Annotated in this window: 13 protein-coding genes; 2 read left to right on the top strand and 11 right to left on the bottom strand. The window is 64.8% G+C overall.

Going from position 1 to position 13383, the window contains the following annotated elements:
• Positions 1–70 precede the first annotated feature (70 nt).
• From AC3ANU_RS06075 to AC3ANU_RS06060, 4 genes are all read right to left on the bottom strand, one after another.
• A complete protein-coding gene (locus AC3ANU_RS06075; RefSeq protein WP_223992614.1) occupies positions 71–1522 on the bottom strand; it encodes a rhamnulokinase in 1452 nt (483 codons plus the stop codon).
• On the bottom strand, positions 1519–3555 hold the full coding sequence (locus tag AC3ANU_RS06070; RefSeq protein ID WP_223992616.1) for a bifunctional aldolase/short-chain dehydrogenase: 2037 nt from the start codon (positions 3553–3555) through the stop codon (positions 1519–1521). Before AC3ANU_RS06070 ends, AC3ANU_RS06075 begins: the two co-directional genes overlap by 4 nt.
• A 6-nt stretch (positions 3556–3561) precedes the next feature.
• On the bottom strand, positions 3562–4728 hold the full coding sequence (gene rhaI / locus AC3ANU_RS06065) for an L-rhamnose isomerase (RefSeq protein ID WP_223992626.1): 1167 nt from the start codon (positions 4726–4728) through the stop codon (positions 3562–3564).
• A gap of 120 nt (positions 4729–4848) precedes the next feature.
• Positions 4849–5193, bottom strand: a complete 345-nt coding sequence (locus tag AC3ANU_RS06060) for an L-rhamnose mutarotase (protein ID WP_018768908.1) — start codon at positions 5191–5193, stop codon at positions 4849–4851.
• A 150-nt stretch (positions 5194–5343) separates the two neighbouring features.
• On the opposite strand from AC3ANU_RS06060, the gene AC3ANU_RS06055 reads away from it, so the two are divergent.
• Entirely contained in the window at positions 5344–6363 is a 1020-nt protein-coding gene (locus AC3ANU_RS06055; RefSeq protein ID WP_144601090.1) for a LacI family DNA-binding transcriptional regulator, read from the top strand.
• Between the two features lie 17 nt (positions 6364–6380).
• Here the strand turns inward: AC3ANU_RS06055 and AC3ANU_RS06050 are convergent, their stop codons facing one another.
• Complete coding sequence (locus AC3ANU_RS06050) at positions 6381–6758, bottom strand: DUF7793 family protein (RefSeq protein ID WP_043424831.1); 378 nt, start codon at positions 6756–6758, stop codon at positions 6381–6383.
• A 314-nt stretch (positions 6759–7072) separates the two neighbouring features.
• Between AC3ANU_RS06050 and AC3ANU_RS06045 the strand changes: the two genes are divergently transcribed.
• On the top strand, positions 7073–7636 hold the full coding sequence (locus tag AC3ANU_RS06045; RefSeq protein ID WP_223992628.1) for an ABC transporter substrate-binding protein: 564 nt from the start codon (positions 7073–7075) through the stop codon (positions 7634–7636).
• Positions 7637–7729: 93 nt separating this feature from the next.
• Here the strand turns inward: AC3ANU_RS06045 and AC3ANU_RS06040 are convergent, their stop codons facing one another.
• From AC3ANU_RS06040 to AC3ANU_RS06015, 6 genes are all read right to left on the bottom strand, one after another.
• Positions 7730–8401, bottom strand: coding sequence for a DUF1961 family protein (locus AC3ANU_RS06040; protein WP_134164117.1), 672 nt, complete (start codon positions 8399–8401; stop codon positions 7730–7732).
• Positions 8402–9097: a rhamnogalacturonan acetylesterase gene (locus AC3ANU_RS06035; RefSeq protein WP_488315643.1), complete on the bottom strand. Its 696-nt coding sequence runs from the start codon at positions 9095–9097 to the stop codon at positions 8402–8404.
• A 23-nt stretch (positions 9098–9120) separates the two neighbouring features.
• Positions 9121–9993, bottom strand: coding sequence for a carbohydrate ABC transporter permease (locus AC3ANU_RS06030; protein WP_018768915.1), 873 nt, complete (start codon positions 9991–9993; stop codon positions 9121–9123).
• A 2-nt stretch (positions 9994–9995) separates the two neighbouring features.
• On the bottom strand, positions 9996–10970 hold the full coding sequence (locus AC3ANU_RS06025) for an ABC transporter permease (RefSeq protein WP_018768916.1): 975 nt from the start codon (positions 10968–10970) through the stop codon (positions 9996–9998).
• Positions 10971–12500, bottom strand: coding sequence for an extracellular solute-binding protein (locus AC3ANU_RS06020; RefSeq protein ID WP_488315642.1), 1530 nt, complete (start codon positions 12498–12500; stop codon positions 10971–10973). It abuts the gene before it with no gap.
• Positions 12501–12624: 124 nt separating this feature from the next.
• The gene (locus AC3ANU_RS06015) at positions 12625–13347 is read right to left on the bottom strand and encodes a YesL family protein (RefSeq protein ID WP_223992630.1); all 723 of its coding nucleotides are present in this window, start codon (positions 13345–13347) and stop codon (positions 12625–12627) included.
• Between the last annotated feature and the right edge of the window lie 36 nt (positions 13348–13383).

The following is a 13383-nucleotide window of genomic DNA, read 5'->3' as shown; positions in this document are numbered from 1 at the left end:
CGGGACGCTCCTCTATTTCTAGCGCACGATGACGGCATCCCGCCGCCTGGGCCTGTGGACACCCAGGAGTTCAATTCCTGGCGGCGTTCAGTGTCAGCTCCTGGGGTTCGTACCGTCGAAGGTCCGTTCCGGCGGCGATGATTCCGCGCAGGAGTGGCAGGCCCCCGGTGGCAGCCCCGGCGGCGCGGGCCTGGATGAGCACGTTTCCCAGGGCGGTGGCTTCGACCGGACCGGCGATGACCGGGCGGCCGGTGGCGTTGGCGGTGAGCTGGCAGAGCAGGGTGTTCTGCGAGCCGCCGCCCACCACGTGCACCACGTCCACCTCACGGCCTGCCAGGCGTTCGGCCGTGGTGATGGTCCTGGCATAAGCAGCTGCGAGGCTGTCCATGATGCAGCGGGTGATCGCCGCGGGCTCGTTGGGCAGGACGTCCCCGGTTCGCCGGACTGCTGCCCGGATGCGCTCGGGCATATCGCCCGGGGCGATGAAGTAGGGGTCGTCGGCGTTGACCTGGGGACCGCCGGCAGGCAGGGCTGCGGCAGCGGAGAGCAGCGCGGCCAGGTCAGGCTGGAAACCCTCGCCCGCCCAGGTCCGCTGGCACTCGCTCAGGAGCCAGAGTCCGCCCACGTTGCGCAGGTAGCGGATGGTGCCGTCCACGCCGCGTTCGTTGGTGAAGTTCGCTTCCCGGCTGGCCTCGGTCAGGACGGGCTGCTGCAGCTCCAGCCCCACCAGGGACCAGGTGCCGGAGGAGATGTAGGCAAAGTTTTCGCCCTGCGCTGGGACTGCGGCGACGGCGGACGCAGTGTCGTGCGAACCTACCGCCACCACCGTGGTTTCACGCGGCAGTCCCAGGGCCGCGGCGATGTCCGGCAGGAGGTACCCGTAGGGTTCCCCGGGCTGGATCAGCGGCGGGAACAGGTCCTTCCGCAGCCCGAGGGCGGTGAAGAAATCGGTGGCCCACTCCCCCGCGACGGCATCGAACAGCCCTGTGGTGGAGGCGTTGGTGGCCTCGGTCCGGCGCACCCCGGTGAGCAGGAACGCGATCAGGTCCGGGATCAACAGGGCCTTCAGCCCGGCCAGGTTACGCTCGGCGGCCAGCTGGTAGATGGTGTTGAACTGGAGGAACTGCAGCCCGGTGGTCCGGTAGAGCCGTGCAGGGTCCAGCTTGGCGTGCACCGGCGCGACGGCGGCCCTGCTCCGGTCATCGCGGTAGCTGAAGGGCTGTGCCACCAGCTCGCCGGCCTTGTTCACCAGGCCGTAATCCACGGCCCACGTGTCGATGCCGATGCTGGCAATTGTTTCGCCCTGCGCCGCCGCCGCCGTAGCCGCGGCGCGGAGGCCCGCAAGGACCTCCGCGAACAGGGCGTCGAAGTCCCAGCGGAGGCCGCCGTCGAGCTCCACTACACCGTTGGGGAACCGGTGGACGGTCTCCAGCGATACCCCCGAGTCCGGGGAGACCCGGCCCAGCATGACCCGCCCGGAGGAGGCACCGATGTCGACGGCGGCAAACACAGCCGCACTCATCGGAGGAAGGCTGCGGCTACTCCGGCGTCCACGGGGATGTGCAGGCCGGTGGTGTGGGACAGTTCGTTGCTGGTGAGGACGGCGGCCGCGTTGGCTACGTGCTCGGGCAGGACTTCACGTTTGAGCAGTGTGCGCTGGGCGTAGTATTCGCCCAGTTTCTCCTCGTCAACGCCATAGACCGCTGCGCGCTTGGCGCCCCAGCCGCCGGCGAAGATGCCGGAGCCGCGGACCACGCCGTCGGGGTTGATGCCGTTGACGCGGATGCCGTGCTCCCCCAGTTCGGCCGCGAGGAGCCGGACCTGGTGGGCCTGGTCTGCTTTGGTGGCGGAGTAGGCGATGTTGTTGGGGCCGGCGAACACGGAGTTCTTGGAGGAGATGTAGATGATGTCCCCGCCCAGGCCCTGGGCGATCATCACCCTGGCGGCGGCCTTGGCCACCAGGAAGGAGCCCTTGGCCATGACGTTGTGCTGCAGGTCCCAGTCTTTTTCGGTGGTTTCCAGCAGCGGCTTGGAGATGGACAGGCCGGCGTTGTTGACCACCAGGTCCACGCCGCCGAAGGCCAGCACGGCGGCGTCGATCGCCGCGGCGACCTGGGCTTCGTCGGTGACGTCCGCCTGCACACCGACGGCAACATCGGGTCCGCCGAGTTCTTCGGCGACCTTTTCGGCGTTCTCCAGGTTCAGGTCGGCGATGACCACGCACGCGCCTTCCGCGGCGAGGCGCGTGGCGATGGCCTTGCCGATGCCCGATGCCGCACCAGTCACCAGGGCGATGCGGGTGGCGTGCGACTTGGGCTTGGGCATCCGGGCCAGCTTGGCTTCCTCCAGCGCCCAGTATTCGATCCGGAACTTCTCGGATTCCTCGATGGGTGCGTAGGTGGAGATGGCCTCGGCGCCGCGCATGACGTTGATGGCATTGATGTAGAACTCGCCGGCAACCCGGGCGGTCTGTTTGTTGGCACCGAAGGAGAACATCCCCACGCCGGGCACGAGCACGATGGCCGGGTCGGCGCCGCGCAGCGCCGGCGAATCGGCATCCGCGTGGCGGTCGTAGTAGGCCTGGTAGTCCTCGCGGTAGCCGGCGTGGAGCTCCTGCAGCCGGGCAATCGAATCCTCAATGGAGGCGTCGGCCGGAAGGTCCAGGATCAGCGGCTTGACCTTGGTGCGCAGGAAGTGGTCCGGGCAGGAGGTGCCCAGGGCGCCCAGGCGCGGGTGCTCGGCGGCTTCCAGGAAGTCCAGGACGACGGCGTCGTCACTGAAGTGCCCCAGCTGCGGCTTGTCCGTGGAGGCCAGGCCGCGGATCACAGGCGCCAGGGCTGCGGCCTTGGCGCGGCGCTCAGCTTCCGGCAAGGCCGCATATCCGGGCAGCTTGGCGCCGAAGGGCTCGGCCGTGCCGTTCTCTGCGATGTACTTTTCGGCCTGTTCGATGATCCACAAGGAATTGGCTTCCGCTTCTTCGCTGGTAGCGCCCCAGGCGGTGATGCCGTGGCCGCCCAGGATGGTGCCGATGGCCTGCGGGTTGGCGTCCTTGATGGCGGCGATGTCCAAGCCCAGCTGGAATCCGGGACGGCGCCAGGGAACCCAGACCACCTTGTTGCCGAAGATCTTGGTGGTCAGTGCTTCCCCGTCAACGGCGGTGGCAATGGCGATGCCGGAGTCCGGGTGCAGGTGATCCACATGCGCGGCGTCCACCAAACCATGCATCGCCGTATCGATCGACGGAGCGGCGCCGCCCTTGCCGTGCAGGCAATAATCGAAAGCCGCCACCATCTCGTCTTCACGCTCAACACCCGGGTACACGTTCTTCAGGGCGGTCAACCGGTCCAACCGGAGCACCGCCAGGTTCTGTGCCTTCAGCGTGCCCAGGTCACCACCGGAACCCTTGACCCACAAAAGCTGTACATCCTCGCCCGTGACCGGGTCCTTCTCCGTGCCCTTGGCGGAGGTGTTGCCACCGGCGAAGTTGGTGTTCCGTTTGTCCGCACCCAGGCGGTTGGAACGGGAAATCAGGTCTTCAACAGTCTTGTTGCTCATGGCTGGTTATGCGCCCCATCCGGCTTGCTGGCCGCCAAGGCGGTCCTCGTTGATCTGTTTCTGGTAGCCGCTGGCCTTGAAGGCAGCGATCGGGTCCGCGGGCAGGCCGCGGGATTCACGCCACTCGGCAAGGACCGGGCGGACGTCGGTGTAGAACGCATCGTTGAAGATGCCGTTGGCGGCCAGCACATCGCCGGCGCGCTGCGCCTCGGCCAGCGCCGCGGTGTCCACCAGCAGGGCGCGGGCGGTCATTTCCTGGACGTTCAGGACGGAACGGATCTGGCCAGGAATCTTCTCCTCCAGGTTGTGGCACTGGTCCAGCATGAGGGCCACACCGGAATCCTTGCCGAAGCCGCCACCGCGGATCACCTCGCACATGATGCGGAAGAGCTGGAACGGGTCCGCAGCACCCACGATCAGGTCGTCGTCGGCATAGAAGCGCGAGTTGAAGTCGAAGGAACCCAGCTTGCCCAGGCGCAGCAGCTGCATCACGATGAACTCGATGTTGGTGCCCGGCGCGTGGTGGCCGGTGTCGAGGCAGACAAACGCCTTCTCACCCAGGGCCAGGGTCTGGGCGTAGGAAGTGCCCCAGTCCGGAACATCGGTGTGGTAGAAAGCCGGCTCAAAGAACTTGTACTCCAGTACCAGCCGCTGCCCATCCCCCAGGGCCGCGTAGATTTCCTGCAGGGACTCGGCCAGCCGGTCCTGGCGGCCGCGCATGTCGTCCTGGCCCGGGTAGTTGGTGCCGTCCGCCAGCCAGATCTTCAAGTCCTTCGAACCCGTGGCGTGCATGATGTCGATGCAGTCCAGGTGGTGGTCGATGGCCCGGCGGCGGACCGACTCGTTGGAGGAGGTCAGTGAACCGAATTTGTACTCATCATCCTGGAAGGTGTTGGAGTTGATGGTGCCCAGCCCCACCCCCAGTCCGGCGGCGTAATCCTTCAGTGCGGAGTAGTCGTTCACCTTGTCCCACGGGATATGCAGGGCCACGGTGGGAGCCAGCCCGGTCAACTCGTGGACCTTCGCGGCGTCGGCCAGCTTTTCCTGGACCGTCCGCGGCGTACCGGGTGTGCCAAACACCTTGAACCGCGTGCCTGAATTTCCATAAGCCCACGATGGGACCTCGATGGCAAGCTCCCCGAGCCTGCCCAGCGCCTTTGCTACGTCATTCATGATGGTTCTTTCCGGTGTCTGAGCGTCTGTCTGATGCGTTGTGGATGGGTGCCCCGCTGCTGGAGCCGTGCTGGTGGTGGTGCCCGACGGATTCGACGGCGGGCTGCCTGCTTCAGCCCGTCAGCCCGCCGAGGGCTGTGCGGCCAACTGGCTGTCAAGGTTGAAAACTTCTTCCAGGACCTGGAACCCTTCGTCGGGCGCCTGGCCGGAATCTGCAAAGAGGGTTGCCATTTCCGCCTGCCAACGGGCGTTGACTTCGGTCAGGGCCATGCGGGCGCGGACGGCGTCAAAGTCGTCGCACTCCACGTAGCCCACCAGGAGGCCGTCCTCCGCCAGGAAGAGGGAGTAGTTATGCCATCCCGCTTCCTTGAGCGCATGCAGCATCTCCGGCCACACCGCGGCGTGCCGGCGACGGTATTCATCGATCAGCGCCGGCTGCACCGAGGAACGGAAGCACACCCTCATTGGGACTCCTTTTTCAAACGTTGATCTTTGAATCGTTTCATTAATACGATTCAAAGTACTCTTGGACTTGAGCAGCTGTCAAGCAATGACAGGAACTTTTGATCTCCCGCACGGAACCTCCTGCAGCGGGCAAGTCAGCACGGAGAATCGATGAACCGCACAGCCAGTATCAAGGACGTGGCCAACCATGCAAGCGTGGCCGTGGGGACGGTGTCGAACGTCCTGAATTATCCGGACCGGGTGTCGGCACGGACCAAGGAACGGGTCCTGCGCGCCATCGATGAACTTGGCTTTGTCCGAAACGACGCCGCCCGGCAACTCCGCGCGGGCCACAGCCGCACCATCGGACTCATTGTCCTGGACGTCGGCAACCCCTTCTTCACCTCCGTGGTCCGCGCCGCCGAGGACGCTGCCGCACTGCAGGGAAGCGCCGTCCTGCTGGGCGACAGCGGCCACAACGCCGGCCGGGAGGCCAATTACATCGACCTCTTCCAGGAGCAGCGTGTCCAGGGCCTGTTGATTTCGCCGGTGGGGGACATCACGGAGCGGCTGGACCTCCTCCGCGAGCGCGGGGTGCCCACGGTGCTGGTGGACCGGCTGGCTGACGAATCAAAGTTCAGTTCAGTCGCAGTGGATGACGACGCCGGCGGGTACCTCGCAGCCCGGCACCTGCTGGACACCGGCCGCCGCCGGCTCGCCTTCGTTGGCGGCCCCACCTCCATCCGGCAGGTGGCGGACCGCCTCCAGGGTGCCCGGCGGGCCGTGAAGGAGGAGCCGGACGCCACGCTGGAGGTGCTGGATTCAAAGGGGCAGACGGTCCTTGCGGGACGCAGCGTGGGCGACATGCTGGTGCAGCGCGGCCGGGCGGAACTGCCGGACGGGATCTTCTGCGCCAACGATCTTCTGGCCCTGGGTGTCATGCAGTCACTGACCATGACGCACACGTTCCGCATTCCTGAGGACGTGGCCTTGATCGGCTACGACGACATCGATTTTGCCGTCTCCGCCGTGGTGCCGCTCTCCTCCATCCGCCAGCCCACAGAGCTGCTGGGCCGGACAGCCATCGAGCTGCTGGCCGAAGAAGTGGAGTCCCAGAACCCCGTCCACCGGTCAGTGGTCTTCACGCCTGAGCTTGTCATCCGGCAGAGCACGGCACCGACCGCCGGCTGACAACCCCACCGGCCAGGCTAGTTTCCGCCCTGCTGCAGCCACTTCATGGACTCATCCCGCGAAGTGAAAAAGCGGGTGGGGCAGGGTGGAATATGGACTCCCAGGAAGAAGTTGGCGATGATCCGGTCCACCGGACTTGCCCCGAGCAGCGCGATGCGGTTGGCCGCACATGGAATGGAGAAGACCGACCGCGCATCCCTGCTGACGGCCTCCGTGGTGGCCATATCCACCAGCATGGGGTAGCTGCCATCCCCGGCTATCCGGTTCACCGTCGCCATGGCCGCCTGCGCATCCTGGAGTTCTATCCGGACACGAGGTTCCCAAATGAGATGGATGATGCCATCGGTGCGCAATTCCACGGTGCCCTTGCCACCGTCGACCGTTACGGGCTCCATGACGCCGCCTCCCTCCAGTGGGCAGTTGCTGAACCCCTCTATCTTGCCCCACGCATGGACAGCCAGGCGCGCGCCACTCCCCGGACCACGGGCCTGCCCTCCGACGGGCTTGACTGATCAGCATGCTTACTAATAGGTTGGTCGACGTGCCCGTGGCCTGGATCACCAGTCAAACGCCACGTGTCGCGGCCCGTCGGGGCTGCATTTGAAATGAACTGCATTTGAAATAAACAGTTCCGCCGGGGTTCTCCATGGGGGCGGAGCCTCGGAGGATTCATTGCGCCGCCACCCGGCGCTGAAAGGATTTACCGAAAATGCGAACCAAGGTCTCAGCTTCAATCACCGCTCTCGCCCTCTCCGGCGCCATGCTCTTTGGCATGGCAGGCCCGGCCACGGCAGCAGCACCCGCGGCTCCTTCTGCCGCCTCCCAGTCATCAAAGGTTGCCGGCGTTACGGGCACCATCAACCAGACCATCGAGGGCGTAGGCAGCTTTGCGGGCTCCTTCACTCCCACCGGCTTCGATGCCCAGGACGGCCAGCTCATGGTCACCGGCCTGGTGCAGGGCACCTTCACCGACCTCGCCGGCAAGGCCACCCAGGTGAGCCAGACGGTAACCACAACCGCCGCTGCTGCACCCACTACCATGGCCGGCGGCGGCGGTGGCGGCTGCGACGTGGTGAACCTTGTCCTCGGCCCGCTTCACCTCGATGTCCTGGGACTCAACGTCGACTTGAACCAGGTGGTATTGGACATCGTGGCGCAGTCCGGCGCAGGCAAGCTGGTGGGCAACCTCCTGTGCGCCATCACCGGACTCCTGGACGGCGGGACCGGCCTGAGCGGCCTGGCCAACCTGCTCAACCGGGTCCTGGGACTGTAGTCTGCCAGCACCAACAACCAGGTATTGCCAGGAGCGGGCGGCCCTTCGAGGCCGTCCGCTTTTGCGCTGTCCCCCCAAGTTTTTGCGCTGTCCCTAAAGCCTCTCCACCACCAGGTTCCGGTAGGCAGCCCGGAGCGGAGCCATCTGCCGGAAGCCGATCCGGCCGCCGCCAAGCACCCTTCCCGAGGGATCGTCCCACTCAAAGAGGAGCAGGCCGTTGATGGAGAATGCCACCCGGGGCCCGTCCTTCACCACCTCCAGCCGGTAGAAGCCGGCGGCATCCTCCGCGGGCGGCAACGGGTCCGCACCCTGCGCCACCAGCTCAAATCCCGCGCTCTTGCGCAGGTTGCAGGTACGGAAGGCACGCTCGGACGGGTGCTTGTGCCGGAAGTAGGAGACGTGCAGGGTGTTGATGTCGCCGGAGTGGTACTGGGGATAGAAGCCCGTCCGGGGCGCAAGGGCCGGGCTGAACAGGTCCAGCCCGGCCTGTCCTGTGGCTGCAAGGAACAGCATGGCCAAGCCGGGCTCCGCGAGCGGCCGGAAGTCCCAGCTGATGCGGATGCCGTCCGGGAAGTCCCGGGGGCACCAGACCGTCCAATGCGCGTGGTCGCCGAACTCCTGGTCGTCCAGTGCGCCGGACAGCTCCAGGGCTCCTTCATGGCTCCCCATCCGCAGCGGCCCTTCCGCCACCCAACCGGCCACGTCATCCGGTCCTGCCAGCGGGTTGCTGTAGAGGATGCCCGTCTCCAAGCCCGTCGTGCCCACCTAGCCGCGTCCCGCCGTCGTACTTAACTCTTTGGTGCCGGCCGCGCCGTATCCCAGCGAACCAAGCTGCCGGGCCACTTCTTCCGCCACCAACGCAGCCCCGGACTGGGAAAAATGGGTGTTGTCCGCCAGGCCGGCAGGCCAATGTGCGTGCTCTCCGGGCCCGAAGTGGCAAAAGAGCTCCCGGGATCTGTCCGGCCCCAGCCGGCGGTACAGGCGCCGGGTCCAGGCATTCAGGTCCACGACGGGGACCGCCAGCTCCAGGCCGAGTTCGCGGACCACCTCCGGATAGTCCTCCAGGCTTTCCGCCAGGACAGCGTCCGACGACGGCGCGTCCAGGAAGTGCCGCCGCTCCACGGAGGTGCACAGCACCGCAGCCGCGCCCCGGTCCCGGACCTCCCCCACCATGGCGCGCAGGTTGGCCGCGTAGCCGGTCCGGGCGGCCAGGTGCTGCTTCTTCTGGTCGTTGTGGCCGAACTGGATGACCACCGCGTCGCCTTCACCGGCCTCCGCCAGCAGCGCCGCCCACAGCCCGTCATCGCGCAAGGACTCCGTGCTGGCCCCGCCCTTGGCGAAGTTGTGGACCGCTCCCCACCTGTACGTGAGCGGAGGCAGGTGTGCACCCCAGCCGCTCATGGGGAACTCATGGGTGGGACAGTTGGCCACGGTGGAATCTCCGGCCAGCAGGATCTTCATTGTGTCTTTCCTCAACGGGCGGATCAGCCTTTCACGGAACCGATGAGCATGCCCTTGGCGAAGTGCTTTTGCAGGAACGGATAGAAAATAAGGATGGGCAAAGTAGCCACGACGATCACGGCGAACTTGATGCCCTGTTCCGGCGGAATGTAGTTGGGGTCCACGTTGCCGGTTCCCAGCAGGTCCGAGGCGGCGGTGACCTGGCGGAGGTACATCTGGAGCGTCCACTTGGAGTTGTCGCTGAGGTAGAGCAGGGGCGACATGAAGTCATTCCAGATGCCCACGGCGTAGAACAGCGCGAACGTTGCCAGGACCGGTTTGGACAGCGGCAGCAGGATCCGCCAGAGAATCCCAATCTCGGTGGCGCCGTCCATCTTGGCTGATTCCTCAAGCTCCGCGGGGAGTTCCTGGAAGAAGTTCTTGATAATGATCAGGCTGAACGGGTTGATGGCCGCGGGCAGGATCAGGGCCCAGTAGGTGTTGAGCAGGCCCAGGTCCTTGACCAGCAGGAAGGTAGGGATCATGCCGCCGGAGAAGACCATTGCGAAAACCACCAGGGACAGGATGACGTTCCTGCCGCGGAGGGTTTTCTTGGCCAGCGGGTAGGCCATGGTCACGGTGAAGGCCAGCTGGACCAGGGTGCCCACCGCGGTGACCAGGATGGTGGTCACCAGAGCGCGGATGAACGCCGGGGTGGCAAAGATGTATTCGTAGGAGCCCAGGGTGAACTGCTCCGGCCACACGAAAAAGGCCCGGCGGGTGATCTCGGCTTCGTTGGCGAAGGACCCGGCGAAGACGTAGACGAACGGCAACAGCGTGATGATGCCGATCAGGGACAGGAAGACGTAGTTGACGGCATCGAAGACGCGGCCGCCGCGGGTGTTGTGGATTTTCATGGCTAGAACAGTCCGCTCTGGTTGAATCGCTTGGCCAGGGCGTTGGTGCCGAAGATCAGCAAAATGCCCACCAGGGATTTGAACAGGCCCACCGCGGTGGAGTAGCTGTAGGCACCCTGGGTGATGCCCACGAAGTAGACGTAGGTGTCAAAGACATCCGCCACTTCCCGGTTCAGGGCATTGGTCATCAGGTAGATCTGCTCGAAGCCCGTGTTGAGCATCTGCCCGATGGCCAGGATCAGCATCACGATGATCGTGGAACGGATCGCGGGAAGGGTGATGTGCCAGACCCGCCGAAACCGGCCGGCGCCGTCGATGATCGCCGCCTCATACTGGTCCTGGTCCACGGTGGACAGAGCCGCCAGGAAGATGATGGTCCCCCAGCCCGTGTTTTTCCAGATTTCCTGCAGCACGATCAGGGGCCGGAACCACGCGGGGTCGGACAGGAAATCAATGTGGGTGCCCAGGACGTTGTTCAGGAGCTGGAACAGCGGGCCAATATCCAACGCGAACAGCAGGAAACTCAGCGATGCCACGATGGTCCAGGACAGGAAGTGCGGGATATATACCAGCGTCTGGACCGTACGCTTCAGGATGGACAGCCGGACCTCGTTGAGCAGCAGCGCCAGGATGATGGTCAGCGGGAAGGCCACGCCCAGGTTCAGGAAGGCCAGGATCAGGGTGTTGCCCAGCAGCCGGGGAAAGTCGGGGTTCGCGAAGAAGTCCTCGAAGTTCCGGAACCCCACCCAGGGGCTGCCGTTCACGCCAAGGAACGGGACGTAATCCTTGAACGCGATGGACACCCCGTACATGGGGGCGTAGCGGAACACCGCGAAGTACACCACTCCGGGCAGGAGCAGCAGGTACAGCCACTTGTAGTGGGCGAAATGGACAGAGAACCTGCCCCCGGTCCGGGGAGCGGTGGCATTCCCGCGCGTCTGCTCCCCGGCGAGGGTGTCAATGACAGGGGCTGCCATTTACTTGTTGTCCTGCCACAGCTTGTTGATCTCTTCCTTGACCTTGTTGCCGCCGCTGGTGCCCCACAGCTTGATGGCGTCCTTGAGGCCCTGCTCATCGATCTGGCCGGCGAGGTACTTGATGCGCGCATCGGCCACAATGTTGTCCAGCTGCGCACCCTTGGCAACGTAGGTTTCTGAGACGTAGGGGGCGGCCGGGTTGTAGACGGCGCTCTTCAAGTCTTCCGCCATCACTTCGGTGCGCTTGTCGAACACCTGCTGCTCGTAGTCGGTGGGCTGCTTGACCGGGTAGAACTGGTTGCCCGCCACATTCATGCCAAGCTGCGCGTAGCTCTTGATATCGGTGGTCACAGCCTTGCCCTCAGGGGTCTCGGGCTTGATGGTGGCCGCTTTGCCGTCCTCCACCGTGAAGTTCACGCCTTCGATGCCGTTGTTCAGCAGGACGGCCACGTCCTTGCCGTTCATGGTGTTCAGGAACTGCAGGACCTTGTCCAGCTCGGCCTCGCTCTTGACACTGGCCTTGGGAATGGCCAGGAATCCTGAGTAGCCGTCAGTGGGGTGCGCGTGCAGTTCGCCGTCGGGTCCTTCGAGGTTGCCCACGAAGCCCACCTTGTTCTGGAAGTTGTTGGGGTCTGCCTGCTTGAACAGGTTGATCAGCACGCTCACCCGGGAATCGACGTCGACAATGATGCCGCCCTTTCCGTTGAAGAACGGTTCGTTCCACTTGGTGCTGTCAAAGGTGGCGAAGTCCGGGTTGATGAGTTTTTCGTCCACCATCTTCTTGATGAACCGGTCCGCCTCGAGGAATTCGTCCGTTTCGAAGCTGGGGATGAGTTTCCCGTCCCGCTCCGTCCAGCGGTTCCCCGCGCCGTACCACTCCTCAATCACGTCGTAGGGGCTGTTGGTGCCCAGCGCACCCCACTTAGGGATGGTGATGCCGTAGGTGTCGTTCTGGCCGTTGCCGTCCGGGTCCTGTTCGGTGAAGGCCTTGGCCACCTTGTACAGGTCCTCCACGGTCTTGGGCGGCTGGAGACCCAGCTTGTCCAGCCAGTCCTGCCGGAACATGACGGCCGTACGCATGGGGGCGCGGCCCCGGAATACCCCAAAGACCTTGCCGTTGACGCTGGCGTTCTTCTGGATGTCCGGAAGAGTTGTCTTGAGGTTGGGGTACTTGTCCAGCTTGTCCGTGAGGTCCCAGAAGGCGCCGGCCTGGGCGTTCTTCACAAAGCCGGGTGTCTTGCCCTGGATCACCATGACCTGCGGGATGTCGGATCCGGCCAGCGTGATGTTGGTCTTGTCCTCATAGGAGGCGTTGGGGGCCCAGTTGATCTTGACCTGTTTGCCGGTCAGTTCTTCCAGCTTCTTCTGGACCGCGCCGTCCGCTGCTGGCGGCTGCGCCTCCAGGAACGGGGCCATGATGGAGACCGAGGTGAGGTCCGCAGCGGGAGTGTTGCTCCCGCTGCAGGCCGTGAGACTCAGTGCCGTGGCGGTGACGACGGCGGCGGCCAGGGAAAGTTTCCTGCGGATCATATTCTTCCTTTTCCACTTCGTTGGGGTACTTGGGGGTTGTTCCGCCCCTTGTTGATACGTTTCAGTCACGTGTCCGGGCAGGTCTGGGCCACATCAATGCAAGCGGCCGGCTGCCCGGGGGAAGTCAGGCAGTCGAGGCCTGCTGGAGGGCTGGCGGGACGGCTGGTTCCGCCACAGCTGCTACGGCCGCGTCATTGGCGGTGAAGAAGCGGTCACACAACCAGCCGGTGAGGTAGAGCCAGACGCCGATACTGAAGAACGGGATCAGGCCCGGAAGGCTGCCGCTGGCATAAACCACCGCGGCCGAAACAAAGAGCAGGATCACCGTTCCCGCCAGGTGCCGCACCGCAAACCGGGAGGACACCAGCAGGTACTGCGCCATTGGGAGCTCATACCGCGCATACATGGGGAACACGTAGCAGGCGGCACCGGCCACGAAGATCGCCGCAACGAAAATGCCGGCCGCCATGAGCTGCGAAAAGAGGCCTGCGCCCCGGGAGAAGTAGTTCCAGTTCAGGACAAGCGCCGCTGCGATGGCCATGACCGGGAGTGAAAGCATGTTCGCCCTGGGGAAGCTCCGGAAGTATGCGGCGGTGAAGCCACGCAGCAGAGGAGCGGCGTCCCCAGCGGCCCGCTTGCGCACCGCAATCTGGGCGGCGGCAGTAGCCGGTCCAGCACCGAAGACCCCCAGACCCAGAACGGTGAAGGCGATCCACAGCAGATTGAGGCAGGCTATCCATACGAGCGTGTCAAAAAATGAGTAGGCGCGCGCACTCAAGGTTCCGGACAGCATGCCGCAATCCCCCTTCTCCATCGTTGCAGAGGCGAAGCGGAAAGTGGTCCGCATCACGCCAGTAATCGGTTCCTCGAAAATCTAGCCCTC

The organism is Arthrobacter sp. SDR-2R (genome assembly GCF_057747955.1).
This window is presented reverse-complemented; position numbering and strand designations above follow the sequence as displayed.

Excerpts from the sequence above, each read along its gene's own strand:
- AC3ANU_RS06020 (WP_488315642.1), bottom strand. The coding sequence starts at position 12,500 with ATGATCCGCAGGAAACTTTCCCTGGCCGCCGCCGTCGTCACCGCCACG.
- AC3ANU_RS06035 (WP_488315643.1), bottom strand. The coding sequence starts at position 9,097 with ATGAAGATCCTGCTGGCCGGAGATTCCACCGTGGCCAACTGTCCCACC.
- AC3ANU_RS06045 (WP_223992628.1), top strand. The coding sequence starts at position 7,073 with ATGCGAACCAAGGTCTCAGCTTCAATCACCGCTCTCGCCCTCTCCGGC.
- rhaI (WP_223992626.1), bottom strand. The coding sequence starts at position 4,728 with ATGAATGACGTAGCAAAGGCGCTGGGCAGGCTCGGGGAGCTTGCCATC.
- AC3ANU_RS06050 (WP_043424831.1), bottom strand. The coding sequence starts at position 6,758 with ATGGAGCCCGTAACGGTCGACGGTGGCAAGGGCACCGTGGAATTGCGC.
- AC3ANU_RS06070 (WP_223992616.1), bottom strand. The coding sequence starts at position 3,555 with ATGAGCAACAAGACTGTTGAAGACCTGATTTCCCGTTCCAACCGCCTG.
- AC3ANU_RS06015 (WP_223992630.1), bottom strand. The coding sequence starts at position 13,347 with ATGCGGACCACTTTCCGCTTCGCCTCTGCAACGATGGAGAAGGGGGAT.
- AC3ANU_RS06055 (WP_144601090.1), top strand. The coding sequence starts at position 5,344 with ATGAACCGCACAGCCAGTATCAAGGACGTGGCCAACCATGCAAGCGTG.
- AC3ANU_RS06060 (WP_018768908.1), bottom strand. The coding sequence starts at position 5,193 with ATGAGGGTGTGCTTCCGTTCCTCGGTGCAGCCGGCGCTGATCGATGAA.
- AC3ANU_RS06075 (WP_223992614.1), bottom strand. The coding sequence starts at position 1,522 with ATGAGTGCGGCTGTGTTTGCCGCCGTCGACATCGGTGCCTCCTCCGGG.
- AC3ANU_RS06030 (WP_018768915.1), bottom strand. The coding sequence starts at position 9,993 with ATGAAAATCCACAACACCCGCGGCGGCCGCGTCTTCGATGCCGTCAAC.
- AC3ANU_RS06025 (WP_018768916.1), bottom strand. The coding sequence starts at position 10,970 with ATGGCAGCCCCTGTCATTGACACCCTCGCCGGGGAGCAGACGCGCGGG.